23 protein-coding genes are annotated in these 22,439 nt (G+C 66.8%); 12 read left to right on the top strand and 11 right to left on the bottom strand.

The genetic code is table 11. The features are described from left to right. Positions 1-106: 106 nt before the first annotated feature. Positions 107-889, top strand: coding sequence for a polyphosphate kinase 2 (gene ppk2, locus PDM29_RS11330; RefSeq protein WP_311190275.1), 783 nt, complete (start codon positions 107-109; stop codon positions 887-889). Positions 890-952: 63 nt separating this feature from the next. Here ppk2 and PDM29_RS11325 read toward each other — a convergent pair whose 3' ends face one another. Both PDM29_RS11325 and PDM29_RS11320 read right to left on the bottom strand, forming a co-directional pair. Continuing rightward, positions 953-1,519 carry a TlpA family protein disulfide reductase gene (locus tag PDM29_RS11325; protein WP_311190274.1) on the bottom strand — a complete coding sequence of 189 codons (567 nt, stop codon included), beginning with the start codon at positions 1,517-1,519 and terminating at the stop codon, positions 953-955. Next, positions 1,516-2,790: a YihY family inner membrane protein gene (locus tag PDM29_RS11320; RefSeq protein ID WP_311190273.1), complete on the bottom strand. Its 1,275-nt coding sequence runs from the start codon at positions 2,788-2,790 to the stop codon at positions 1,516-1,518. The genes PDM29_RS11325 and PDM29_RS11320 overlap by 4 nt, the downstream gene beginning before the upstream one ends. A gap of 85 nt (positions 2,791-2,875) precedes the next feature. Between PDM29_RS11320 and wrbA the strand changes: the two genes are divergently transcribed. The 3 genes from wrbA to PDM29_RS11305 all read left to right on the top strand — a co-directional run bounded on the left by wrbA (position 2,876) and on the right by PDM29_RS11305 (position 4,437). Beyond that, positions 2,876-3,466, top strand: a complete 591-nt coding sequence (wrbA, locus tag PDM29_RS11315) for an NAD(P)H:quinone oxidoreductase (RefSeq protein ID WP_311190272.1) — start codon at positions 2,876-2,878, stop codon at positions 3,464-3,466. Next, positions 3,463-3,801: a DUF2069 domain-containing protein gene (locus PDM29_RS11310; protein ID WP_311190271.1), complete on the top strand. Its 339-nt coding sequence runs from the start codon at positions 3,463-3,465 to the stop codon at positions 3,799-3,801. The genes wrbA and PDM29_RS11310 overlap by 4 nt, the downstream gene beginning before the upstream one ends. Before the next feature lie 150 nt (positions 3,802-3,951). Then, positions 3,952-4,437, top strand: coding sequence for an asparaginase domain-containing protein (locus PDM29_RS11305; protein WP_125361309.1), 486 nt, complete (start codon positions 3,952-3,954; stop codon positions 4,435-4,437). Positions 4,438-4,513: 76 nt separating this feature from the next. Here PDM29_RS11305 and PDM29_RS11300 read toward each other — a convergent pair whose 3' ends face one another. The 3 genes from PDM29_RS11300 to sufT form a co-directional block, all read right to left on the bottom strand. Beyond that, entirely contained in the window at positions 4,514-6,256 is a 1,743-nt protein-coding gene (locus PDM29_RS11300; RefSeq protein WP_311190270.1) for a S8 family peptidase, read from the bottom strand. 842 nt (positions 6,257-7,098) lie between these two features. After that, entirely contained in the window at positions 7,099-8,196 is a 1,098-nt protein-coding gene (locus PDM29_RS11295) for a branched-chain amino acid aminotransferase (protein ID WP_311190269.1), read from the bottom strand. 94 nt (positions 8,197-8,290) lie between these two features. After that, positions 8,291-8,842 carry a putative Fe-S cluster assembly protein SufT gene (gene sufT / locus PDM29_RS11290; protein WP_311190268.1) on the bottom strand — a complete coding sequence of 184 codons (552 nt, stop codon included), beginning with the start codon at positions 8,840-8,842 and terminating at the stop codon, positions 8,291-8,293. Between the two features lie 117 nt (positions 8,843-8,959). Between sufT and PDM29_RS11285 the strand changes: the two genes are divergently transcribed. Next, the gene (locus PDM29_RS11285) at positions 8,960-9,379 is read left to right on the top strand and encodes a hypothetical protein (protein WP_311190267.1); all 420 of its coding nucleotides are present in this window, start codon (positions 8,960-8,962) and stop codon (positions 9,377-9,379) included. 167 nt (positions 9,380-9,546) lie between these two features. On the opposite strand, the gene PDM29_RS11280 is transcribed toward PDM29_RS11285, so the two are convergent. Continuing rightward, positions 9,547-11,001, bottom strand: coding sequence for an NAD(P)(+) transhydrogenase (Re/Si-specific) subunit beta (locus tag PDM29_RS11280; RefSeq protein ID WP_311190266.1), 1,455 nt, complete (start codon positions 10,999-11,001; stop codon positions 9,547-9,549). Continuing rightward, the gene (locus PDM29_RS11275; RefSeq protein ID WP_311190265.1) at positions 10,998-11,306 is read right to left on the bottom strand and encodes an NAD(P) transhydrogenase subunit alpha part 2; all 309 of its coding nucleotides are present in this window, start codon (positions 11,304-11,306) and stop codon (positions 10,998-11,000) included. Before PDM29_RS11275 ends, PDM29_RS11280 begins: the two co-directional genes overlap by 4 nt. Before the next feature lie 127 nt (positions 11,307-11,433). On the opposite strand from PDM29_RS11275, the gene PDM29_RS11270 reads away from it, so the two are divergent. Genes PDM29_RS11270 through PDM29_RS11260 form a run of 3 tightly spaced genes read left to right on the top strand, consistent with a single transcriptional unit; the run spans position 11,434 to position 12,763 of the window. Beyond that, positions 11,434-11,997 (top strand): RNA polymerase sigma factor, encoded by a 564-nt coding sequence (locus PDM29_RS11270; protein WP_425508668.1) that lies wholly within the window; start codon positions 11,434-11,436, stop codon positions 11,995-11,997. Then, a complete protein-coding gene (locus PDM29_RS11265) occupies positions 11,994-12,338 on the top strand; it encodes a hypothetical protein (protein ID WP_311190263.1) in 345 nt (114 codons plus the stop codon). The genes PDM29_RS11270 and PDM29_RS11265 overlap by 4 nt, the downstream gene beginning before the upstream one ends. Positions 12,339-12,340: 2 nt before the next feature. After that, a complete protein-coding gene (locus tag PDM29_RS11260; RefSeq protein WP_311190262.1) occupies positions 12,341-12,763 on the top strand; it encodes a DUF3106 domain-containing protein in 423 nt (140 codons plus the stop codon). An 86-nt stretch (positions 12,764-12,849) separates the two neighbouring features. Here PDM29_RS11260 and PDM29_RS11255 read toward each other — a convergent pair whose 3' ends face one another. Both PDM29_RS11255 and PDM29_RS11250 read right to left on the bottom strand, forming a co-directional pair. After that, positions 12,850-13,932: an NAD(P) transhydrogenase subunit alpha gene (locus PDM29_RS11255; RefSeq protein ID WP_311190261.1), complete on the bottom strand. Its 1,083-nt coding sequence runs from the start codon at positions 13,930-13,932 to the stop codon at positions 12,850-12,852. Between the two features lie 502 nt (positions 13,933-14,434). Next, a complete protein-coding gene (locus PDM29_RS11250; RefSeq protein ID WP_311190260.1) occupies positions 14,435-16,744 on the bottom strand; it encodes a DUF1631 domain-containing protein in 2,310 nt (769 codons plus the stop codon). A 329-nt stretch (positions 16,745-17,073) separates the two neighbouring features. On the opposite strand from PDM29_RS11250, the gene PDM29_RS11245 reads away from it, so the two are divergent. Genes PDM29_RS11245 through PDM29_RS11230 form a run of 4 tightly spaced genes read left to right on the top strand, consistent with a single transcriptional unit; the run spans position 17,074 to position 19,930 of the window. Continuing rightward, positions 17,074-17,649 (top strand): nitroreductase family protein, encoded by a 576-nt coding sequence (locus tag PDM29_RS11245; protein WP_311190259.1) that lies wholly within the window; start codon positions 17,074-17,076, stop codon positions 17,647-17,649. Position 17,650: 1 nt separating this feature from the next. After that, complete coding sequence (locus PDM29_RS11240) at positions 17,651-18,595, top strand: 5'-3' exonuclease (RefSeq protein WP_311190258.1); 945 nt, start codon at positions 17,651-17,653, stop codon at positions 18,593-18,595. Next, positions 18,592-19,143: an NUDIX hydrolase gene (locus tag PDM29_RS11235; RefSeq protein ID WP_311190257.1), complete on the top strand. Its 552-nt coding sequence runs from the start codon at positions 18,592-18,594 to the stop codon at positions 19,141-19,143. Before PDM29_RS11240 ends, PDM29_RS11235 begins: the two co-directional genes overlap by 4 nt. Beyond that, a complete protein-coding gene (locus PDM29_RS11230) occupies positions 19,124-19,930 on the top strand; it encodes an N-formylglutamate amidohydrolase (protein ID WP_311190256.1) in 807 nt (268 codons plus the stop codon). The genes PDM29_RS11235 and PDM29_RS11230 overlap by 20 nt, the downstream gene beginning before the upstream one ends. 600 nt (positions 19,931-20,530) lie before the next feature. Here the strand turns inward: PDM29_RS11230 and pip are convergent. Next, entirely contained in the window at positions 20,531-21,475 is a 945-nt protein-coding gene (gene pip / locus PDM29_RS11225; protein WP_311190255.1) for a prolyl aminopeptidase, read from the bottom strand. Positions 21,476-21,529: 54 nt separating this feature from the next. Then, positions 21,530-22,378: a peptide chain release factor N(5)-glutamine methyltransferase gene (gene prmC, locus PDM29_RS11220; RefSeq protein WP_311190254.1), complete on the bottom strand. Its 849-nt coding sequence runs from the start codon at positions 22,376-22,378 to the stop codon at positions 21,530-21,532. Between the last annotated feature and the right edge of the window lie 61 nt (positions 22,379-22,439).

The following is a 22,439-nucleotide window of genomic DNA, read 5'->3' as shown; positions in this document are numbered from 1 at the left end:
GGTTCGTGGGCCGGCCAACGGCCGGCGCTACCGTCCACATACCGATCATTCGGAACAATGCCCCGCCGATGTACGCTTGAGATTCCTGTCGGCTGACGAGGCATGCATGAGCAAGCTCAAGCGCAAGGAGTACGAGGCCCTGCTGGAACCGCTGCAGCTGGAACTGGCGCGGATGGCGCGCTGGGTCCAGCACAGCGGGCAGCGCGTGCTGGTGTTGTTCGAAGGACGTGACACCGCCGGCAAAGGCGGCGCGATCCAGGCCATCGCCGAACATCTCAACCCACGCCAATGCCGGGTGGTGGCGCTTCCCAAGCCGACCGAGCGCGAGAGCACGCAGTGGTACTTCCAGCGCTATGTCACCCACCTGCCCGCCGCCGGTGAGATCGTGCTGATGGACCGCAGCTGGTACAACCGCGCCGGCGTTGAACACGTGATGGGCTACTGCACCGAACCACAGTACCGGGCTTTCCTGGCGCAGACCCCGGTGTTCGAGCAGCTGCTGGTGGACGACGGCATCCTGTTGTTCAAGTACTGGCTCACGGTGGACCAGGAGCAGCAGGAAAAGCGCTTTGCCGAGCGCCACGTGGACCCGCTCAAGGGCTGGAAGCTGTCGCCGGTGGATCTGAAGTCACGCAGCAAATACACCGCGTACACCGAAGCGCGTGAAGCCATGCTGCGCGCCACGCACCGGGATGCGGCACCGTGGACGCTGGTGGACTTCGACGACCAGAAGCGTGGTCGTTTGACCTTGATCCGCAATCTGCTGGACCGGCTGCCCGACACCCATGTGGACGAGCCGATCCCGGAGCTGCCGCCGCTGAAGGGGAAGCTGCATGAAGAGCATTTTGGGGCGCTGAAGCCGATCGAGGCATTCCCGATCGGAGATTGATCCCATGTGCCGACCAACGGTCGGCACCTACCTTGCGTATGCCAAACCGGTCGCACATCGCGATCAACCGCGCGACGCGATGGCCTTCTCGATATCCGCCGCCGTCACCGGGCCCAGGAACTCCTTGGCGACCTTGCCGTCTGGCGCGATCAGGTAGGTCATCGGCAGCCCGCGCGGAATGGCGAAGTCTTCCGGCGGGTTGTAGGTATCGACCAGCACGATCGGATAGGTAACCGGACGCTCTTTCAGGAAGGCCTTCATGTCATCCACCTCGATGTCCTCATAGGCCAGCCCGACCACCTCGATCTCCTCGCGCATGGCGTGCAGTGCCGACAGCTCCGGCATTTCCTTGCGGCACGGCGCACACCAGGTGGCCCAGAAGTTCACCACCACCCACTTGCCACGATGCGCGGCCAGGTCGTAGGTGCTGCCATCCACCGCCGGCAGCACCAGGCGTGGCGATGCCACGGTCTTGCGGTCGGTATCGACCGCGGCAGGCTCGGCGGGTTCGGCCGGTGCAGCGGGAGTCGCCGGTGCCGGCGTCGGCGCGGGTGCGGCGGGCTCGGCAGCGGGCTTGCACGCGGCCAGGGTCAGCAGGCCCAGGGCCAGCAGCAGGGGACGAACACTCATGGGGAATCTCCGGGGGAGGCATAGATGTCGCTGACGCGACGTTTAAGCAGCTCACGCAGCGGCAGGCGCAGTGCGTCGAGTGCGTTGACCGAGGCGCAGCCCAGGCTGTCGTCGCGGTATGGCAGCCACGCTTCCTTGACTGGAATGCGCATCTGCGTGGTTTCGTACAGGTCGGCCAGGGTGAGCTTGTCCAGGTCGCGCGCCAGCAGCCATTCACCGCGCTCGTCGCGGCGCACCACGCGGATCGCTTCCAGGTCGCACAGCATGGTCTGCAGCAGTGAATCGGTCAGCATCGGTTCCAGCCGCAGGATCTCGTCATCGTCCAGGCTGTGTCCTTCCACGCGCGCCTGCTGGAAGCGTCCGATCAACCGCAGCAGGCCATACATCTCGTAGCCGGTGGGCAGGCGCAGGTCGGCCGGCTGATAGCGGAAGGCGGCAATCGACGAAGCCAGCGATGCCCCCAGCAGCACCGACACCCAGCACAGATAGATCCACAGCAGCAGGATCGGCACGAACGCGACCGTGCCATACAGCTTCTGATAGGACTGGAAGCTGCCCAGGTAGGCCCCCATGCCCCACTTCACCAGTTCCAGCATCACCACCGCCAGCACTGCGCCGGGAATGGCATGCCGCCACTTCACCGTGTGGTGCGGTACCACCCGGTACACCAGCGTGATGCAGACGAACTCGATCAGGATCGGGGCCAGGGTGAGCGAGGCGTTGGCCAGCAGCCGGCCTTCCGTGGTGCCGAACAGCGGCAGCGCGAACACGCGTGCCGACACCGCCAGCGACGCAGCGGCCAGCATCGCGCCCAGGGTGAGTACGGTCCAGTACACCAGGAAACGGGTCAGGCGCGGCCGCGCCGAACTGACCCGCCAGATCTGGTTGAAGGTCTGCTCCACGCTGTTGAGGGTGATCAGCAGCGACACCACCAGGGCAATGAAGCCGGCAGCGGTGAGCTGGCCGGCGCTGGCCGAGAACTGGCGCAGATAGCCTTCGGCCGCGCGCGCGGCATTGGGCACGAAGTTGGAGAACACGTAGTCGCTGAGTGTGTCGCTCCAGCGATCGAACATCGGGAATGCCGAGAGCACCCCGAACACCACGATGGCCAGCGGCACCAGCGCGAACACCGTGGTGTAGGCCAACGAAGCGGCCGCCTGGAACAGGCGGTCATCAAGGAAGCGACGCCACAGGAAGCGCCCGAAGCTGGCGGTACGCGCACGGTCGCGCACGCGCTCCATCCACAGGTTGACGGTATCCAGAGGTTCCATTGGGACCAAGCGTACCCGATGCGCGGTGCAGGCAGGCACAAAGGGCCGCATACTGCGGCCTGACTGAAGCTTATGTGGAAACAAGATGGCGGAGATTCTGGTGCTGTACTACAGCCGGGGCGGTTCGGTAGCGCGGCTTGCGCGCCAGATCGCCCGGGGCGTCGGCGAGGTGCCGGGCATGAGCGCCCGACTGCGCACCGTGCCGCCGGTAGCCGCCGTGACCCAGACCGCCCGCCCGCCGGTGCCTGAAGACGGTGCCCCCTACGTCAGCGTGGAAGACCTAGCCGAATGCAGCGGACTGCTGCTGGGCAGTCCGACCCGGTTCGGCAACATGGCCGCACCGGTGAAACACTTCCTCGACGGCCTGGGGGCCGAATGGGTGAACGGCACGCTGGCGGGCAAGCCGGCCGGCGTGTTTACCTCGACCGCGTCGCTGCACGGTGGCCAGGAATCGACGCTGCTCTCGATGCAGGTGCCATTGCTGCACCATGGCTGCCTGATCGTGGGCATCCCGTTCACCGAACCGGCGTTGAGCCACACCACCACCGGCGGCACGCCGTATGGGGCCAGCCACGTGGCCGGGGCCGACGACAACCCGGTGCCCAGTGAAGACGAAGCCACCCTGGCCCGCGCGCTGGGCCGGCGCGTCGCCGACATCGCGCGGCGGTTGGCGTGAAGGGGCGCGGCCGCGACGCGTTGTTGATCGGCCTGCTGCTGGCCCTGGCCTGCGTGTATGTGGCGTGGTTCTGGCAGGACAAGCACTGGCTGGCCACCCAGGTGGTCTTCACTGCCCCGCCGCTGCTGCTGGCACTGGGTACGTGGTGCAGGCGCGGCAATGCGCCGTTCTGGTCCGGGGTGCTGGCGCTGTTCTGGTTCAGCCACGGCGTGATGAGCGCCTGGAGCCACCCCGACACGGCAGGCTGGGCCTGGGCCGAGCTGCTGCTGGCGCTGGCGATCATCGGCGTAGCCAACGCCCCCGGCCTGCAGAAACGTTTCAAACGACGGCGGTAGTGCCGGCCGCTGGCCGGCAACCTCATGACCTTCGGATGGATGTGCGTGGTTGCCGGCCAGCGGCCGGCACTACCGGCGCACATCCCCGTATCATGGGCACCGTCGCGCGATCTCCCGCGTGGATCTGACTGCTATCCCAGGATGCCTGCAATGGAAGAACTACTGATCATCACCACCGGTGGCACGATCGACAAGATCTACTTCGACGACAAGTCGGACTACCAGATCGGCGATCCGCAGATCGGGATGATCCTGCGCGAGCTCGGCGTGACCTTCCGTTTCAACGTGATTCCGATCCTGCGCAAGGACTCGCTGCACATCACCGATGAAGACCGCGAGCTGATCCGCGCCACCATTGCCGCCCAGCCCACCCGCCATGTGCTGGTTACCCACGGCACCGATTCGATGGTGCAGACCGGCCAGGTGCTGCGCAGCATCGCCGACAAGACCATCGTGATGACCGGCGCGCTGAGCCCGGCCCGCTTCCGTGGCTCGGACGCGGAGTTCAACATCGGCTGCGCGATCGGCGCGGTGCAGTCGCTGCCGAGCGGTGTCTACATCGCCATGAACGGGCGTATCTGGGATCCGCAGCACGTGCGCAAGAATGTGGCCGCCAACCGGTTTGAGTCGGCCTGAAAGAGAGTGCCGACCAACGGTCGGCACCTACCGCATCGGTAGCACCCTGCCGTTGGCAGGGTGGCCGAATGAAACATCAGTACTGCGCGGTCAGGGTCACACCCGAGAAGGTGCTGTACGCCTTCACGCGGACGTGCCAGGTGCCCGCTGCCGGCGCATTGATCGTGCAGGTTTCATTGTTGCCGCTCAGGTACGGACGGCAGTTGTAGACGGTGTCGGTCGGGGCGCTGCCCGAACGCACGTACAGGTCGGCATCACCGCTGCCGCCGGCAATGGTCACCTTCAGCTGCGACGAACCACTCGGCACGGCCACGGTGTAGGCCAGCGAGGCACCCGCGGAGGCCGACAAGCCGGTCACCGGCACATTGTTCTGCAGGGTTCCGGTGCCCGGGTTCGGGGTGCCGCCGCCCTGTGCCGCGACCACCGCCGCATCCGCGTCGGCAATACCTGCACCGCAGCCGCCCGAGCAGGCACCCGGCAACGGCCGCGCGGTGCTCTTGAGGATGCTTTCGACCTGCGCCGGCGTGAGCGCGGTGGTCGCCGCTGCCTGCATCAATGCGACCACGCCAGCCACGTGCGGGGCCGCCATCGAGGTGCCGTTGTACGAGGCATACGAGGCACTGCCCGGCACGGTGGTGCCGGTGTTGAGCGTGGACAGAATGCTCGCACCCGGTGCGGAGATGTCGATGCCGGTGCCGTAGTTGGAGAAGCTGGCACGCGAACCGGCTGAGGTGGTGGCCGCGACCGCGATCACGTTCGGGCAGTTCGCCGGCACCGCCGAGGACACGTTGGTGTTGCTGTTGCCCGCGGCCACGACCACGGTGGTACCGCGCGAAACGGCCCCGTTGATGGCGTTCTGGTAGGTGGTGGAGCAGCTGCCGCTGCCGCCGAGCGACATGTTGATCACTTCGGCCGGGTTGGCATTGGCGGGCACGCCGCTGACCGTGCCGCCCGAGGCCCACACGATGGCGTCAGCGATGTCGGAGGTGTAGCCGCCGCACTTGCCGAGCACGCGCACCGGCACGATCTTGGCGTTGTAGGCGGTACCGGCGACGCCAACGGCGTTGTTGGTCACGGCCGCAATGGTGCCGGCCACGTGGGTACCGTGCCAGCTGGAGTTGGAGGCCGGATAGCCGGCACCGCACTCGTTGGCGGCGTACCAGTCGCCTTCGTCATTCGGATTATTGTCACGACCACCGCCATCGCGCGCCATCGCAGCGTCGCTGATGAAGTCATAGCCAGGCAGGATGTTGGCGTTCAGATCCGGGTGGTTGGTGATGCCGGTGTCGATCACCGCCACGACCACGCCGGTACCGGTGGACTTGTCCCACGCCGGGCGCACATTGATCGACGAGGCGCTGGTGCCGAAGCCCCACTGCTCGGACAGGCGCGGGTCGTTCGGGGTCAGGGTGTGCCGCATCAGCTGATCGACTTCGACATATTCCACGTTCGGGTCAGCAGCCAGGCGGCGCATCAGCAGTTCGGATTCAGCGGCGTCCAGCGGACGATCCGCCTTCACCACGGTCGGGCCGATGGCCAGAGTGCGCAGCTTCTGCAGACCCAGCGCGCGCCCCTGGGCGGCAGGCACGGACGCGGCGGCGGCCTTCAGCGAACTGGCCAGGGCCGTGGGATTGGCCACATCGCTGGCACCGTCCCGGTACTTGACGATGAAACGCTGGTGGGTGGGTGCGGAGGACAGACCGCTCAGCTGCACGTCACCAGCGAAAGCCGGCGCGGCCAGCAGCAGGGTCGACAGGACCGAACCACCCAGTACCACCAATGCGCGCTGACGCACACGTTGCTGCGAATCATGAGACATCGGATTTCCCTTTGAACTGAAATGCCGTCAATGCGGCGGAAGTCGGTGCAATCCGTTCGCTGTGAAGCGCTGGCGCGGATCGAACCGTTGGAAGCGGACCGGCTCCCCTGAAAAACCGACCGACCCCGGACGCTAGTGCGTTTGCCTGACTCCGAACAACGCTTCAGCGCGATTTCAGTCTTGTGAAATTTCCGAATTGAGACATCCGGGGTCAAAGGTTTGTGAATGTGAAGGAACTTCCGTACCGGATTCGAGTCTTCGGTAGGGCAAATCGTGTCCTGCGTCACTGTCTTGTGCGCCAGAGGTGGGACATTCCTTGCGCGTCAAAGGGTTGCGTTCGTTTGGATCGATGTAGTTTTAGTTTTCCGCGAAGAGCGGCGCTTCGGTTCATTCGTGCGGGGCAGGCCAACGGGCAACCCCGTTCCGGGACACGCCGTAAACCCGTCCATGGGGGCTCGGCGAAAACATCCATGTTTTCGACGGTCCCTCCAGGGGTCACCCGTTGGCCAGCCCCCGATGGTGGGTCGAGACACGGTTCGAACGGCAACGGCGCATTTGATCTGCTGTGGCCACCGATGACCTGTCTGGGGCGTGCCGGGGTGGGTTTGCGGGACCGTAGAAAACATGGATGTTTTCTACGAGCCCCCATGGATGGGTTCACGGCGTGTCCCGCAAACCCATCCCGGCACGCCCAAACACGGAAACCGATGACCACCGGCTGTTCGCCCAAAACCAACAGCAGCCGGGCAGCGCCCGGCGACGCGCGGTGTCCGCAACCCTGAAATGCAAAAAGCCCGCCTGATTGCAGGCGGGCTTTTCGAGGAGTGTTGCCCGGGCGCGGCTTAGGCGTCCAGGCGGACCAGCCAGTTGTGACGGTCCGGCAGGCGGCCGTACTGGATATCGGTCAGTTCCTTGCGCAGCGACATGGTCACTTCGCCGGCCGGGGCGTTGATGTCGCCCACCGAGAAGCCCTCGCCCTTAAGCTGGCCGATCGGGGTCACCACCGCCGCGGTGCCGCAGGCGAACACTTCGGCGATCTCGCCCGACGCCACGCCGTCCTTCCACTCGTCGATGGTCACCTTGCGCTCTTCGACCTTCATGCCACGGTCGCGGGCCAGCTGCAGGATGCTTTCGCGGGTGATGCCTTCCAGGATGCTGCCCGACAGCGCCGGGGTCACCAGGGTGCCGTCCTTGTAGACCAGGAACACGTTCATGCCGCCCAGCTCTTCCAGGTACTTGCCTTCCACCGGGTCCAGGAACAGCACCTGCGAGCAGCCCTGCGCCTGCGCCTTCTGCTGCGGCAGCAGCGATGCGGCGTAGTTGCCGCCGCACTTGGCCGCACCGGTGCCGCCCTTGGCCGCACGTGCGTATTCGGTCGACAGCCAGATCGACACCGGGGCCACGCCCTTGGCGAAGTACGGGCCGGCCGGGCTGGCGATCACGTAGTAACCCGCCTTGTGTGCGCCGCGCACGCCCAGGAAGGCTTCGTCTCCGATCATGAACGGACGGAAGTACAGGCTCGACTCATCGGCCGACGGCACCCAGTCCGCGTCCACCGCGATCAGCTGCTTCAGCGATTCCACGAAGATCTCCACCGGAAGTTCCGGCAGTGCCAGGCGCTGCGCCGAACGCTGCAGGCGACGGCCGTTGGCATCCGGACGGAAGGTCCAGATCGAGCCGTCGGCGTGACGGTAGGCCTTGATGCCCTCGAAGATTTCCTGGCCGTAGTGCAGCACCGCGGCTGCCGGGTCCAGCTGCAGCGGGCCGTAGGCACGCACGTTGGCGTTGTGCCAGCCGGTGTCCTTGTCCCAGCGGACTTCCACCATGTGGTCGGTGAAATGCAGGCCGAAGCCCGGCTTCTCCAGGATCTGGGCGCGCTGCTCGGCGCTGCGCGGTTGGTCCGAACGGGTGACGGCGAAGCTGGGATTGGACTGGGACACCGGGAATTTCCTGTTCTGGGTTCAAGCCGGGCAAGCCCGGCTCTACGGGAGCGGCAGCCGGGCGAGCCCGGCTCTACGGAAGTGTGTGCGGCGGTTACAGCATGCCGGTTTCGAGGCGGGCAGCCTCGGACATCATATGTTTGCCCCACGGCGGGTCGAACACCAGCTCGACGTCCGCCTCGGCGATGGTCGGGATCATTTCCAGCTTGCTGCGCACGTCATCGACCAGGATGTCGCCCATGCCACAGCCGGGCGCGGTCAGGGTCATCTTGACGTCCACCTCGCGCTGGCCGTCGTCCAGGTGCTTGAGGTCCACTTCATAGACCAGGCCGAGGTCGACGATGTTGAACGGGATCTCCGGGTCGAAGCAGGTGCGCAGCTGTTGCCACACCAGCTTTTCCACTTCTTCGTCGGAGGCGTCGTCCGGCAGTTCCAGCGGGGCCGGAGCCTCCTTGCCGATCGCGTCACCGTCCTTGCCGGCGATGCGGAACAGATTGCCTTCGACAAACACGGTATAGCTGCCCCCCAGGGCCTGGGTGATGTACCCATAGCTGCCAGCGGGCAAGGTGACCGTTTCGCCCTGCGGGACCATCACGGCCTCGCAGTCGCGTTCGAAGTGGACAGGTTCGCTGCTACGGGAATACATGCGTTCGATATGGGGCTGCGGACGGGGCCGCTCAAGGTGACCATTTTAGCCCAGTGGGTGCTCCCGCGCCGGTCACGGCGCAAGCCGGTATCCTGTAGCCATTCACAGGAAGATTGCATGTCGACCACGTCCGTTTCTGCCCGCTCCGTGAACTGGCTCTGGCCCCTGATGTTGCTGATCGCACTGGTAGCTGCAGTGATGGTGTGGTGGTTCGTGGCCCTGGCCAGTGGCCGCCAGGCTGGCTGGATGGCCATTTTCGCCGCGGTGGAGCTGGCGTTCATGCTGCGCCTGGGGGCGCTGCGGCGTCCGGCGCTGCGGGTGGGTCTGACCCTGGTGGGAACGCTGCTGGTGGCTGTGATTGCCAACTGGGCGATCGCCTCGTCCTATGTCGGAGCCTCGCTGGGGCTGGCCCCGTGGGATTCAGCGTTGCGGATGGGGCCGCATATGGCCTGGACGCTGGCGCAGTTGGCCAATGGGGCGGCCGAGATGGTGTGGTTGGGGGTGGCGCTGGTCGTCGGCTGGTTTGTCGCACGGTGAAGCCACGTCACGACCAACGGTCGTGACCTACCGCCCCCGATCACCCGTTGGTCGTGACCCCGCCCGCCCCGTTCACCCGGTGCGTCACGACCGTTGATCGCGACCCGGTCCGAACCCTCGATCACCCGGTAGGTCACGACCGTTGGTCGTGACCCGGCCCGATCGCCTCAATGCCCGCCATCGAGGGCCTTCAGCTCGCTCACCAGCGCACTCGCCGCCCCCGCCCCGTCGCCATACAGCATCCGCGCGTTGTCCGCGTAGAACAGCGCATTCTCGATGCCGGCAAAGCCGGTGCCCTTGCCGCGCTTGATCACCACCACGTTGCGCGCGTTGACCACGTCCAGAATCGGCATGCCGTAGATCGGGCTCGAGGGGTCGGTGCGGGCGACCGGATTGACCACGTCGTTGGCCCCGATCACCAGCGCCACGTCGGTGGTCGGGAACTCGGGATTGATGTCATCCATGTCGGCGATCAGGTCATACGGTACGCCCGCCTCGGCCAGCAGCACGTTCATGTGCCCGGGCATGCGCCCGGCCACCGGGTGGATGGCGAACTTCACCTTCACCCCGCGCTCGATCAGCCGCTGTGCCAGTTCCCATATCTTGTGCTGGGCCTGGGCCACGGCCAGGCCGTAGCCCGGCACGATCACCACCCGCTCGGCGAACGCCAGCATCGCGGCCACGTCGCTGGCCTCGATCGGCTTCTGCGCGCCGGTGATCTCCTGCCCGGCTCCGCCACCGCCGAAGTTGGAGAACAGTACGCCGCTGATCGGCCGGTTCATCGCCTTGGCCATCAACCGGGTCAGCAGGATGCCGGCCGCGCCCACCATCATGCCGGCGATGATCAGTGCCTCGTTGCCCAGCACGTAGCCCTCAAACGCCACTGCCAGGCCGGTGAAGGCGTTGTACAGCGAGATCACCACCGGCATGTCGGCCCCGCCGATCGGCAGGGTCATCAGCACGCCCAGCGCCAGCGCCACCACGAAGAAGGCGATGATCGCCACCGGGCTCAGGCTGACCGCCGCCCAGATGCCCAGACCCACCATCGCCACCGCCACGGCCAGGTTGAACACCTGCTGCCCCGGGAAAGTGACGCGCCGGTCCAGGCGCCCGTCCAGCTTGGCCCAGGCAATGATCGAACCTGACAGCGACACCGCGCCGATGGCCGAACCGATCACCGCCAGCGCCAGCACCGTGGCCGACGGCTGGCGTGCGGCCAGGTCGGCGATGGCCTGCGCGCTCCAGTGGCTGGTATCGCGGTTGGCCAGGAACGAGAAGCGCAGCAGTTCCACCGCACCGATCGCCGCGGCCGAACCACCGCCCATGCCGTTGTACAGCGCCACCATCTGCGGCATGTCGGTGATCGCCACCCGCTTGGCCGACCACCACGCCACACCGGTACCAATGGCCACCGCCGCCAGGATCAACGGCACGTTGTGCAGTTCCGGCAGGAAGAACGTGGCCACGGTGGCGATCAGCATGCCGGCCCCGGCCCAGCGGATGCCGCTGCGCGCGGTGAGCGGCGAAGCCATGCGCTGCAGGCCCAGCAGGAACAGCGTTGCGGCGACCAGGTAGCTGGTCTGCACGCCCCAGTGCAGCAACTGCGCGGTGCTCAGGCTCACGGGGTCTTCTCCGTGTCAGTGCGCTTGGCACTGGGCTTGAACATGTCGAGCATGCGTTCGGTGACCACGTAGCCGCCGGCGGCGTTGCCGGCCCCGAGCACCACCGCGATGAAGCCGATGATCTTTTCCAGCGGGGTCTGCGCGTGCCCCAGCACCACCATCGCGCCGATCAGTACGATGCCGTGGATGAAGTTGGAACCGGACATCAACGGGGTGTGCAGGATCACCGGCACCCGCGAAATGATCACATGGCCGGCGATGGCGGCCAGCATGAAGATGTACAACGCCACGAACCCGTCGCTCATTGCCGTGTCTCTCCCAGTCGTTTGTTCCGCCCCCTCATCATAACCATGGGCTTAACGGATCGGCGCACCGGTCAACCGACGGCCCGCTGGTGCGTTGTCACGGTGTCCCCCACGCGAGCGCTACCCTGTGCTGGTGAGTCCGTCCCTGCCGCCTGAGATGTCCGACACCGACGCCGCGCTGCCGGTGTCGCTGGATGCGTTCCTGGCCGGCATTGGCCCGCGCGCGTTCCGCTTTGCCGAAGCCGGCCTGCGCCAGCGCGACGACGCTCTGGATGCGGTGCAGGACAGCATGCTGCGGATGCTGGCCTACCGCGAAAAGCCAGCCGCAGAGTGGTCGCCGCTGTTCTGGAGCATCCTGCGCCGCCGCGTGGTCGACCTGCAGCGCCGCCGCACCTTCCGCCTGCGCTTCTGGCGCAGCAGCGACGAGGCCACCGCTGACCACGACATCGACTGGGCCGACCACGGGCCCGGACCGGCCCAGGCCCACGAGCAGCGCGAGCAGTATGCGCAGCTGGTGCAGGCCCTGCGCGCGCTGCCGGCGCGCCAGCGCGAAGCCTTCACCCTGCGCGTGCTGCAGCAGCTGGACGGGGCTACCACCGCCGCCGCCATGGGCTGCAGCGAAGGCGCGGTCAAAACCCATCTTTCGCGCGCCCGGCAGGCGCTGCAGGACCAATTGGAGATCGAACTGTGAGCCGTCCGCACCCGCCCCTCCCCGATGACGCCCGCCTGCAGCAGCTTCACGCGCAGTCGCTGCAGCAGCTGTCACCGGCTACCCTGGCCCGGTTGCGTGCCGCCCGGCATGCGCCGGCCCGGCATGCGCCGGCCCGGCAGCGCCGCGCGCATGGCTGGTGGCTGGCGACCGCCTGCACGGCGGTGGTCGCGCTGGGCCTGGGCTACAGCTTTACCGCACATCCGCCGGGCGCGCCGCCGGCACCGGTCATGGCCAGCGCGGTGGATGACAGTGGCGGGCTGCTGGATGAGAATCCGGACATGTACGTGTGGCTGGGTGCCACCGACCTGGCGATGGAGTGACCATGAAACTGCAGACAACCCTTGCCATGGTGCTGTTGGCCTTCAGCGCAACCTGCGCGGCGCAGAGCGCCCCGCTGCCGGAGTGGGACAAGCTCACCCCGCAGCAGCGCGAAGCGCTCATCGCCCCGGTACGCGACCGCTGGAACGACGCCCCGCCGCCGCAGCGCGAGCGCATGCTGCAGCACGGCCAGCGCTGGCAGAGCATGACCCCGGAGCAGCGCGAGCTGGCCCGGCGAGGTCGCCACCGCTTCGAGAACATGACCCCGGCCCAGCGCGAGCAGGCGCGGGTGCTGTTCGCGCAGATGCGCAGCATGACCCCGGAGCAGCGCGTGGCATTGCGCGAGCGCTGGCGGAAAATGACGCCGGAACAGCGTCAGGAGTGGTTGAAGACGAATTCAGTGAAGGCAGACCCGGCACCGCGTTGACGCGCATGGCGCGTCACTACAGACCGTTCGACCAAGGGTCGTAGTGACACGCCATGCGTGTCAACGCCATCCGGACGAAGGAGGCGCTACCCTGCCACCCAGCGCGTCTTCGCCAGCAGCTCATCCTCCCAATCAAACGCAATCGCGCCGTCCTTCACGAACAGCGCGACAAAGTTGTACAGGTTGCGCGCATACATCTCGCTGGCATGCACCGCGCCCTGGCTGGCCAGATTCAACGGACCATCCACCACGACCCCGCCCACGTCGACGGTTTCACCCGGCCGCGTGGCTTCGCAGTTGCCGCCGGTTTCCGCCGCCAGATCCACCACCACGCTGCCGGGCCGCATGCCCTCCACCATTGCCTGCGTGATGATCTTCGGTGCCGGCCGCCCCGGCACAGCGGCGGTGCAGATCACCACATCCACCAGACGCAGGTGCTCGCCGAGGCGGCGTTGCTGTTCGGCACGCTCCTCATCGGTCAGCGCGCGCGCATAACCGCCCTCACCCGCTGCACTGACGCCCAGATCGAGGAACTTGCCGCCGAGTGATTCGATCTGCTCGCGGGTTTCCGGGCGCACGTCAAAGCCCTCGACCTGCGCCCCGAGCCGGCGCGCCGTTGCCACGGCCTGCAGACCGGCCACACCGGCCCCGACCACCAGCACGCGCGACGGCCGGATGGTACCGGCGGCGGTGGTGAGCATGGGAAAGAAGCGCGGCGCGCGCTGCGCCGCGATCAACGTGGCCTTGTAACCGGCCATGCCCGCCTGCGAACTGAGCACGTCCATCGACTGCGCGCGGGTGGTACGCGGCAGGCGTTCCAGCGGAAACACCTGTAGTCCGCGCGACTGCATGGTGGCCGCGCGCAGGCTGTCGGCCTGCGGCTGCAGCATGCCGACCAGGGTGCTGCCCAGCTTGAGCTGGTTCAACCAGGCGGTTTCCGGAGCCTGCACGCACAGCACGATGTCGGCCTGGCTGGCACGGGTGTCATCGGCCAGTTGCGCGCCGGCATCCAGATAGGCCTGGTCGGTGAAGCCCGCACCGAGGCCGGCACCCGATTCGACCCAGACCGTGGCCCCGAGTGCGGCCAGCTTGCGCGCCGTTTCCGGCGTCAGCGCCACCCGGCGTTCGCCCGGCGCACGTTCCTTCACCCCCAGCACCTCGACAGCCATGCGTGTCCCATGAGTAGTGGTTCGTCCGGTTGATCGTAACCTGCTGGGAAGGGGCGTAGGGACTCGCCATGCGTGTCCGCGGGGTCTTCGGCGGTTCGAGACACGCATGGCGTGTCACTACGGTGGCTATCCATCGGCCTCCCGATGGAGGGTCGGAATGCGGATGGAACGGCAACGGCAACGGCAGAAGCTTCCGTTGTTTCGGGGTCATGCGTTACCGGGTGTTGGTTGTTTCAGGGCCGTCGTCTTGCGACCGACGCTACCGGACCTGCGTGATTTTGATTTTCGATGGCCACCGACCGTCTGTCGATGGCGGGTCGGGGTGGGCTGGAGGGGGCGTGAGCCGCATGGATGCGGCGATCGAGCTTACATGGACGTACTTGCAGCGTCCCCCGGAACGCCCACCCCGATCCGCCAACACAGAGAACCGATGACCACCGGCTGTTCGCACAGATCCAACAGCAGCCGGGCAGAGCCCGGCGATACGGGACCCCGCGCAGCTTCAGTGGACGGTGGCACCCTTGGTGTCGAGGCGGTCGATGACGCCCTGCATGGCGCTGTCGAAGGCACCGTCGTCGACGTGCGGGCGCAGGCGGCCGAGGCGGACCATGACCGCCAGTTCCTCCGGCGAGGCCACGCAGAAGCGCACGCCGCGGCGGTTCACGAACAGCAGGCGCGAGGAAATCGGGCTTACCCACGACAGCTTGCCGGCCTGCACCTTGCCGTCCTTGTCGACGAAGTCCAGCCAGCTGCCGATCTCCATGCCACGGAAGCGGTCCGCATCGGCATTGTCGAAGTCGGTCACGTCGACCTTGCCTTCCAGTTCCACCCCGCCCGCATCGGCAGCCGGCGGAGCGGGCAGGACCACCTGCGGCAGTTCCGGCAGCGCGCGTTCCAGTTCCGGGCGCGATTCGGCAATTGCCTGCAGCGTGTCGTGCAATGCATCGATCGCCGTCGTTGCCGCGTCGGCATGCACGCCGACACTGGCGAATACCTTGCGCAGCACCGGCTGCCAGGCCTGCAGCCACGGCTTGCCCACAATCTGACGGCGCGCTTCGGCCACTTCTTCCAGCAAGCCATCGGCCAGGGCCAGCGCCTCGCTCACCGCCGCGCCATCGTCGCCCTCACGCAGCACCGCCAGAGTCAGGTGATGCTGCCAGGGCTGGCGCAGGAACTCATCGATCGCCTGCGGCAGGTGCTGGTCTTCCACCCGCCACTCCAGTTCGCTGGCCGCGCGCGTGCGCGCCACTTCCAGTTTTTCCTGGCCGCGCTGGGTTTCCGCCGCGCGGCGCTCGGCAATTTCAATGCGGCGGCGGTGCTGGGTCAGGAAGTCGCGGAATTCTTCTTCCAGAGTGAGGAAGATCGCCAGGTTCTCATTGAACTCGGCCACCAGCCGCTCGATGATCTCTTCGACCTTGCCCATCAGCACTCGCTCGGCCTGGCTTTCGCCGGTGTTGCCCTCGCAGGCCTCGGCCAACGAGTTCAGCAGCTTGCGCGCCGGGTGGGTCTTCTGCACGAACATGCGGCGGTCAAGCATGGCCACCTTCACGAACGGCACCACCAGCCGGCCAATCAGCTCGCGCGAGCGGCCTTCCAGGTCGCGCTCGTCCAGCATCACGTCAAAGAGCATGCCGACCAGGTCGATCGCGTCTTCGTCCTGCGGGTCCAGGCGCGCCTGCGCTGGGTCCACGCCCAGCTGGGTCGCGCCGGACAGCACTTCACTCTTCAGACGCTGTGCCAGCGATTCGCCGTCTTCGCCGATCGCGGCCCGCAGGGTCGCGCTCGGCGTGGCCTGCAGCAGCGACAGCACCGACATCATTTCGCGCTGGCTCAACGGACGCTGCTGGCCCACCGCAACGCTGGCCGCCGAGGTGGCGTCCTCGCGCACGTGGCGGGTCTGCTGCAGCAGTTCGTGCAGGGCTTCCAGCAGCATGCCCTGGTTGTTGTTCATGGCCTCGGCTTCGCCCGCTTCCTGGTAGGCGGCCTGGGCCGACTGCATGCGACCACGGCTGGCCGCCCAACGGTCGGCGAAGCGGCGCGCCCACGCCGGGGCCGCGCCGTCATCGCCACGCGCCTGCGCTTCCGGGTCCAGCGCGTCAACCAGGTCATCCAGTTCGTTGCGGGGCGTCGGCGGGCGCGGGGCCGGCTTGCGCGGAGCCGACATCTGCGGCATCACGCCAGCGGCGGCCAGCTGTTCGTCCAACTTTTCATAGCGTTTGCCGATCGGGCCGTGCAGGTCGCGCTCGCACAGCTTGATCAGCACCAGGCGCACTTCCGGGGCCAGTTCGCAGTCGGCAAACGCCTCGTGGATTGCCACGCCAATATGTTCGGGGCTGACCGGATTGGTATCGGCGTTCAGCTCCAGGCCGCCGGCGATCCAGCCCAGGCGGCGGTCCAGCCGGGCCAGCACGGGCTTCCAGTCGCGCAGCAGGACCACCGCAAAATTGCGCACCGCCAGGCGGGATTCCAGCACGTGTTCGGGCACCAGGCTCAGGCCGCCCTCGACCTGCCCGGCCAGAACGGTCTCGGCCGACAGCGGTTGCCCGCGTTCCAGCGCGTCCCAGGCCAGCGACAGGTGGGCACGGAAGCCAGCGGCGATGTCCTCGCGGCGGCGGCGCAGTTCGCGCATGCCATCCAGGAACAGCAGCTGTGACGCACCGGCATTGCTGGCGCGGTCAAACAACACGTCGTCAAAGCGGGCGAGCACGGTCGCAAACGACTCGGCCAGCCCCGGCAGGGCAGCTTCGCGCGCGAGCTTCAGCAAGGCCGGGTCGCGGCCTGCCTGCGCCATGACGTTGGGCGTGGCGATCATGCGAAAAGGCTCCCCACCTTCCCAAGGTCGAAATGCAGCATGGATACACCGGATGCCGGTGCCCCCCAGGCACCCGCACGCGGATGGTAGATCGGCGCACCGGTCGGGGACAGTGAAACAGTCCTCACTTCAAACCTCACAACCGGGTACCGGCAGGCCTTGTATCGTAAGGCCAGTGCCCACCGGAAGCGAGTACAGGAGTGTGAAGGGATGGGTTTCATTAAGTGATGTGCATCACGTTTCGTCGCAAATGGCACACAGTTGCCCAAAACCGACGTCACAAAGCGCCCCGACTATAATTGTCTTCCGGTGAAATTCTGTTGAGTCCCATGCCTGAATCCCCTGCGCTGCAAGCCCTTGACGCCCGTCGCTCGGTTCCTGCCCTGCAGCTGACTGCGCCCGGTCCGGACCGCGAAACCCTGCTGCGGATGCTCGCTTCGGCGGTTCGCGTGCCCGACCACGGCAAGAAGGTGCCGTTCCGCTTCCTGAGCATCCAGGGTGATGCGCGTCACACTCTGGGCGCGTTCCTGGCCGAGCGCAGCCGCGCCCGGGACCTGAACGCGTCCGAGGCCCAGGTCGAGAAAGACCGGCTGCGTTTTTCGCATGCCCCGCTGATCGTCACCGTCATCGCCTGCCCCACCCCCAGCCCCAAGGTGCCGGAGCAGGAGCAGCTGATGACCGCCGGCTGCGTCTGCTTCGCCCTGCTGCAGGCCGCCCAGGCCATGGGCTTCGGGGCACAGTGGCTGACCGCCTGGATGGCGTTCGACCCGGTCGTGCACACCCATCTGGGCTTGGCCGAGCACGAGCGCATTGCCGGCTTCATTCATATCGGCACCCCGAAGGCCGAGGTGCCCGAGCGCGAACGCCCCGACCCGACCGCGCTGCTGCAGGACTGGGTGGGTTGAGATGATCGAGGCTCCGCCCGGGCTGGCCCTGCGCCCGCCGCTGTATCTGGTCGATGCCAGCCTGTATGTGTTCCGGGCCTGGCACTCGATGCCCAACGAGTTCCAGGACCAGCAGGGCTGGCCGACCAACGCGGTACACGGGTTCGCCCGCTTCCTGCTGGACCTGCTGGAGCGTGAGCGCCCGCAGCACATCGTGGTGGCCTTCGACGAAGCCCTGGACAGCTGCTTCCGGCACCGGCTGTATGCGGCCTACAAGGCCAATCGCGACCCGGCACCGGAGGAACTGCGCCGTCAGTTCGCGCACTGCAAGGCGTTGTGCATGGCACTGGGCCTGACCGTGCTGGCCCACCACGAGTATGAAGCCGACGATCTGATCGGCAGTGCCCTGCATGCCAGCCGCCCCGGCGGCATGCGCGGGGTGATCATTTCCGCCGACAAGGACCTGTCGCAGCTGCTGCATGAGCACGACGAGCAGTGGGACTACGCGCGCAACCAGCGCTGGGGCATGGCCGGGGTCAAGGCCCGCCACGGCGTGCAGGCGCATCAGATTGCCGACTATCTGGCGCTGTGTGGCGACGCGGTGGACAACATTCCCGGTGTGACCGGCGTGGGCGCGAAGTCCGCGGCGGTGCTGCTGGCCCATTTCGGCAGCATGGACACTCTGTATGAGCGTCTGGACGAGGTGCCGTTCCTGCGCCTGCGCGGCGCGGCACAGATGGCGGTGCGTCTGCGCGAGCAGCGCGAGCACGCGCTGCTGTGGCGGCAGCTGACCACGATTGCGCTGGATGCGCCGCTGGATGGAGCCGGTTTTGGCCGCTCCAGCGCCGACCCGCAGATGCTGCAGGGCCTGTGTGATGCACTGCGCTTTGGCCCGCTCACCCGCCGCCGCCTGTTCACCGCCGGCGGTCTTTCCGATTCTTCTTCCATTGCCAACGAGTTCGCATGAGCCACAACACGCAGCCCCCGAAAGTCGTTTTTGAAGGCAAGTACCAGCGCATGGTGGTGCGTGGCAGCTGGGAATACAGCGAGCGCACCCATGCCGGCGGACTGGCGGCGATCATCATCGCGGTGACCCCGGAGGACGAGGTGCTGTTCGTGGAGCAGTTCCGGGTCCCGCTGCAGGCACTCACCATCGAGATGCCGGCCGGGCTGGTTGGCGACATCGAGGCCGGCGAGTCGATTGAAGACTCAGCGGTGCGCGAACTGGAGGAAGAAACCGGCTGGACCGCCGACCATGCCGAGGTGCTGATGATCGGCCCGACCTCGTCGGGTGCCAGCAGCGAACGCATCGCCTTCGTTCGCGCCACCGGCCTGCGCCGGGTCGGCGAGGGTGGCGGCGATGACAGCGAAGACATCACCGTGCATGCGATTCCGCGCGCCCGGGCGGCCGCCTGGCTGGTGGAAAAAATGAACCAGGGCTACCAGCTCGATGCCAAGCTGTGGGCGGGGCTGTGGATGATCGAACACCATCTGGATGGCACGCCGCGTGGCTGATACCGGCCGCCTTGTTCCCCCGCCGCTCGGCACCGGTGACCCCGCGGTGTACACGGTGCATCGCCCGCAGGGGCGTTCGCCGTTCCTGCTGCTGGCCGACCATGCCGGGCAGGCGATTCCGGCATCGCTGGCGAATCTGGGCCTGCCGCAGGCCGAACTGGATCGCCACATCGGCTGGGACATCGGCATAGCCGGCACCACCCGTGCGTTGGCGGAGCGGCTGGACGCGTGGGCAATCGAGCAGACGTATTCGCGGCTGCTGATCGACTGCAACCGGCCACTGGCATCACTGACGTTGATTCCCGAAGTCAGCGACCACACCCGCATTCCGGGCAACGGGGCGTTGAGCGATGCGCAGCGTCAGCAGCGCATTGATGCGATCCACGCGCCGTATCACGCGCGGATCGAGGCCGAGCTGGAGGCGCGCCAGCAACAGGCGCGCCCTACCCTGCTGGTGATGATGCACAGCTTCACCTCGTCGATGAACGGTTTCGAACGCCCCTGGCACGCCGGCGTGCTGTACCACCGCGACACGCGTTTCGCGCATGCACTGCTGCAGGCGCTACGCGATGAGGGCGACCTGGTGGTGGGCGACAACGAGCCGTACTCGGTCAGCAGTACCAGCGATTACGCGGTGCCGGTGCACGGCGAAGGCCGCGGGCTGGTGCACGTGGAACTGGAGATCCGCCAGGATCTGATTGCCGATGCCGCCGGGCAGATTGCGTGGGCGGATCGATTGGCGCGGGTGTTTGGCGTGTTGGAGCCGCGGTTGCTGGCGATGGCTTGATTGCGGGGGATACGGATCGCCGGGCGTTGCCCGGCTGCTGTTGGATTTGGGCGAACAGCCCTCGGTTCACGGCACCTCTGGGCTGGCAGGTCGGGATGGGCGTTCCGGGGGACGCTGCAAGTACGTCCCTGTAAGCTCGATCCCCGCATCCATGCGGCTCACGCCCCCTCCAGCCCACCCCGACCCGCCACGACAGTGCGTCGGTGGCCACGGAAGATCAAAACCAACTCATCACTTGTCTGTGCGCTGGTCCTGCTTTGGTGGGATCGGTCGACAGACGATCGCCTTGAAATCCCCAACATCCGGGAACGCATGACCCCAGATCGACATCGCCGTTGATTCGGCATTTCCCATGGCCACCGACCACCTGTCGAAGGTGGGTCGGGGTGGGTTTGCGGGACCGTCAAAAACATGGATGTTTTTGACGAGCCCCCATGGACGGGTTTACGGCGTGTCCCGCAAACCCATCCCGAGCCGCCAAACCATAGATGCCGTGAATCGAGGGTTGTTCGCACGAATCCAACAGCAGCCGGGCAAGCCCGGCTCTACGGAGATCATGCAATCCGATGCAGATCGTACGGTACGACGGAGATCGTGCAATCAGCTGGCGAAACGATCCGTTGCCCGAACGAGGGCGTCGATGTTCTCTGCTTCGAATGCCGAATGGCCCGAGGCCGGCGAGATTTCCAGCGTGGATTTCGGCCAGGCCTTGTGCAGTTCCCAGGCGTTCTGCAGCGGGCAGACCACGTCGTAGCGGCCGTGCACGATCACGCCCGGAATGTCGGCAATGCGGTGTGCGTCGCGCAGCAGCTGGTCTTCCACTTCGAAGAAACCACCGTTGACGAAGTAGTGGTTCTCGATGCGTGCGAACGCCAATGCGAAATGCGGGTCTTCGTGGCTGTTCACGAAGTCCGGATCGACATGCAGGAAGCTGGTGGCACCTTCCCACACGCTCCATGCCTTCGCCGCTGCCAGGCGGGTGGCTTCGTCTTCGCTGGTCAGGCGGCGGTGGAAGGCCGAAATCAGGTCGTGACGCTCCACTGCCGGAATCGGGGCCAGGTAATGTTCCCACGCGTCCGGGAACAGGCGGTTGGCACCTTCCTGGTAGAACCATTCCAGTTCCCAGCGGCGCAGCATGAAGATGCCGCGCAGCACCAGCTCGGTCACCCGCTGCGCGTGGGTCTGTGCATAGGCCAGCGCCAGGGTCGAACCCCAGCTGCCGCCGAACACCTGCCAGCGCTCCACCTTCAGGTGCTCGCGCAGTTTTTCGATGTCGGCCACCAGGTCCCAGGTGGTGTTGTCCACCAGGTCCGCATGCGGCGTTGAACGGCCTGCGCCGCGCTGGTCGAACAGAATGATCCGGTACTTGGCCGGGTCGTGGAACTGACGCATCTTCTCGCTGCAGCCGCCGCCCGGGCCCCCATGCAGCATCACCACCGGCTTGCCATCCGGGTTGCCGCACTGCTCGAAATACAGCGTGTGGCGGTCGTCGACCTTCAGGCTGCCAACGTCATAGGGGGTGATCGCGGGGTACAGCGTGCGCATGGGCGAAGCTCCAGAAGAATGAAACACTGGTCGCCATTCTAGCCCCGCCTCCGTTTACTGCAGGCGTCCCAGACTGACCCGGTCGCGGTACTCCAGGTCCACCGCCGTGCTGACCTCCACGAAACCCGCCAACTCCAACAGCGCGCGGATCGCCGGCCCCTGGTCCCAGCCATGTTCGATCAGCAACCAGCCACCGGCCAGCAGATGCGCCGGTGCGCCGGCCACGATCGTCCGGATGTCATCCAGCCCGTCCGCGCCCGAGGCCAGCGCGGTGGCCGGCTCAAAGCGCAGGTCGCCCTGCGCCAGGTGCGGGTCGTCCGCCGCGATGTACGGCGGATTGGTGGCAATCAGGTCGAAGCGCTCCTGTCCCAGCGCCGCGTGCCAGGACCCTTGCCGGAAGCGTACGTTGACCAGTTCGTGATGACGGGCATTCTCGGCGGCCACCGCCAGCGCCTCCGTACTCATATCCGTGGCCAAGACCTGCGCCAGCGGGCGTTCTCTGGCCAGCGCCAGCGCGATGGCCCCGCTGCCGGTGCCGAGGTCGGCCACCTGCTGGGGGCGGTCGGCCGGCAAGCGCTCCAGCGCCAGTTCGACCAGCCGTTCGGTTTCCGGCCGGGGAATCAGCGTGGCCGGGCTGACCGCCAGGTCCAGGGTCCAGAACCCGCGCCGTCCCAACAGATAGGCCACCGGCTCCCCCTGGATCCGGCGCTGCAGCAACTGCGCGAACGCCGCCTCGGTCTCCGGCTCCACCGCATCGGTGGCGTGTGCGAACAGCCAGCTGCGTTCCCGGCCCAGCACGTGCAGCAGCAACAGCTCGGCCTCGTGACGGCCTTCGACGCCCGGCAGCTGCCCGGCGGCGTCGGCCAGCAGCTGGCGGATCTCACGGTGTGGCGCGACAGTCATGACAGGCCCGGAACGGTAAGCCGCGCAGTGTAGGTCAGGTTGCCCCATTGTTCAGCCGCCC

Source organism: Stenotrophomonas oahuensis (assembly GCF_031834595.1).
Classification (GTDB): domain Bacteria; phylum Pseudomonadota; class Gammaproteobacteria; order Xanthomonadales; family Xanthomonadaceae; genus Stenotrophomonas; species Stenotrophomonas oahuensis.
The sequence above is the reverse complement of the archived record's forward strand: the minus strand, read 5'-3'. Positions and strand labels throughout refer to the sequence as shown.

Bases quoted from the DNA above. Each gene is read 5' to 3' on its own strand.
- ppk2 (WP_311190275.1), top strand. From the start codon at position 107: ATGAGCAAGCTCAAGCGCAAGGAGTACGAGGCCCTGCTGGAACCGCTG.
- pip (WP_311190255.1), bottom strand. From the start codon at position 21,475: ATGCGCACGCTGTACCCCGCGATCACCCCCTATGACGTTGGCAGCCTG.
- PDM29_RS11260 (WP_311190262.1), top strand. From the start codon at position 12,341: ATGAAACTGCAGACAACCCTTGCCATGGTGCTGTTGGCCTTCAGCGCA.
- PDM29_RS11235 (WP_311190257.1), top strand. From the start codon at position 18,592: ATGAGCCACAACACGCAGCCCCCGAAAGTCGTTTTTGAAGGCAAGTAC.
- PDM29_RS11300 (WP_311190270.1), bottom strand. From the start codon at position 6,256: ATGTCTCATGATTCGCAGCAACGTGTGCGTCAGCGCGCATTGGTGGTA.
- PDM29_RS11285 (WP_311190267.1), top strand. From the start codon at position 8,960: ATGTCGACCACGTCCGTTTCTGCCCGCTCCGTGAACTGGCTCTGGCCC.
- prmC (WP_311190254.1), bottom strand. From the start codon at position 22,378: ATGACTGTCGCGCCACACCGTGAGATCCGCCAGCTGCTGGCCGACGCC.
- PDM29_RS11255 (WP_311190261.1), bottom strand. From the start codon at position 13,932: ATGGCTGTCGAGGTGCTGGGGGTGAAGGAACGTGCGCCGGGCGAACGC.
- wrbA (WP_311190272.1), top strand. From the start codon at position 2,876: ATGGCGGAGATTCTGGTGCTGTACTACAGCCGGGGCGGTTCGGTAGCG.
- PDM29_RS11230 (WP_311190256.1), top strand. From the start codon at position 19,124: ATGGCACGCCGCGTGGCTGATACCGGCCGCCTTGTTCCCCCGCCGCTC.
- PDM29_RS11240 (WP_311190258.1), top strand. From the start codon at position 17,651: ATGATCGAGGCTCCGCCCGGGCTGGCCCTGCGCCCGCCGCTGTATCTG.
- PDM29_RS11320 (WP_311190273.1), bottom strand. From the start codon at position 2,790: ATGGAACCTCTGGATACCGTCAACCTGTGGATGGAGCGCGTGCGCGAC.
- PDM29_RS11325 (WP_311190274.1), bottom strand. From the start codon at position 1,519: ATGAGTGTTCGTCCCCTGCTGCTGGCCCTGGGCCTGCTGACCCTGGCC.
- PDM29_RS11245 (WP_311190259.1), top strand. From the start codon at position 17,074: ATGCCTGAATCCCCTGCGCTGCAAGCCCTTGACGCCCGTCGCTCGGTT.
- sufT (WP_311190268.1), bottom strand. From the start codon at position 8,842: ATGTATTCCCGTAGCAGCGAACCTGTCCACTTCGAACGCGACTGCGAG.
- PDM29_RS11275 (WP_311190265.1), bottom strand. From the start codon at position 11,306: ATGAGCGACGGGTTCGTGGCGTTGTACATCTTCATGCTGGCCGCCATC.
- PDM29_RS11250 (WP_311190260.1), bottom strand. From the start codon at position 16,744: ATGATCGCCACGCCCAACGTCATGGCGCAGGCAGGCCGCGACCCGGCC.
- PDM29_RS11305 (WP_125361309.1), top strand. From the start codon at position 3,952: ATGGAAGAACTACTGATCATCACCACCGGTGGCACGATCGACAAGATC.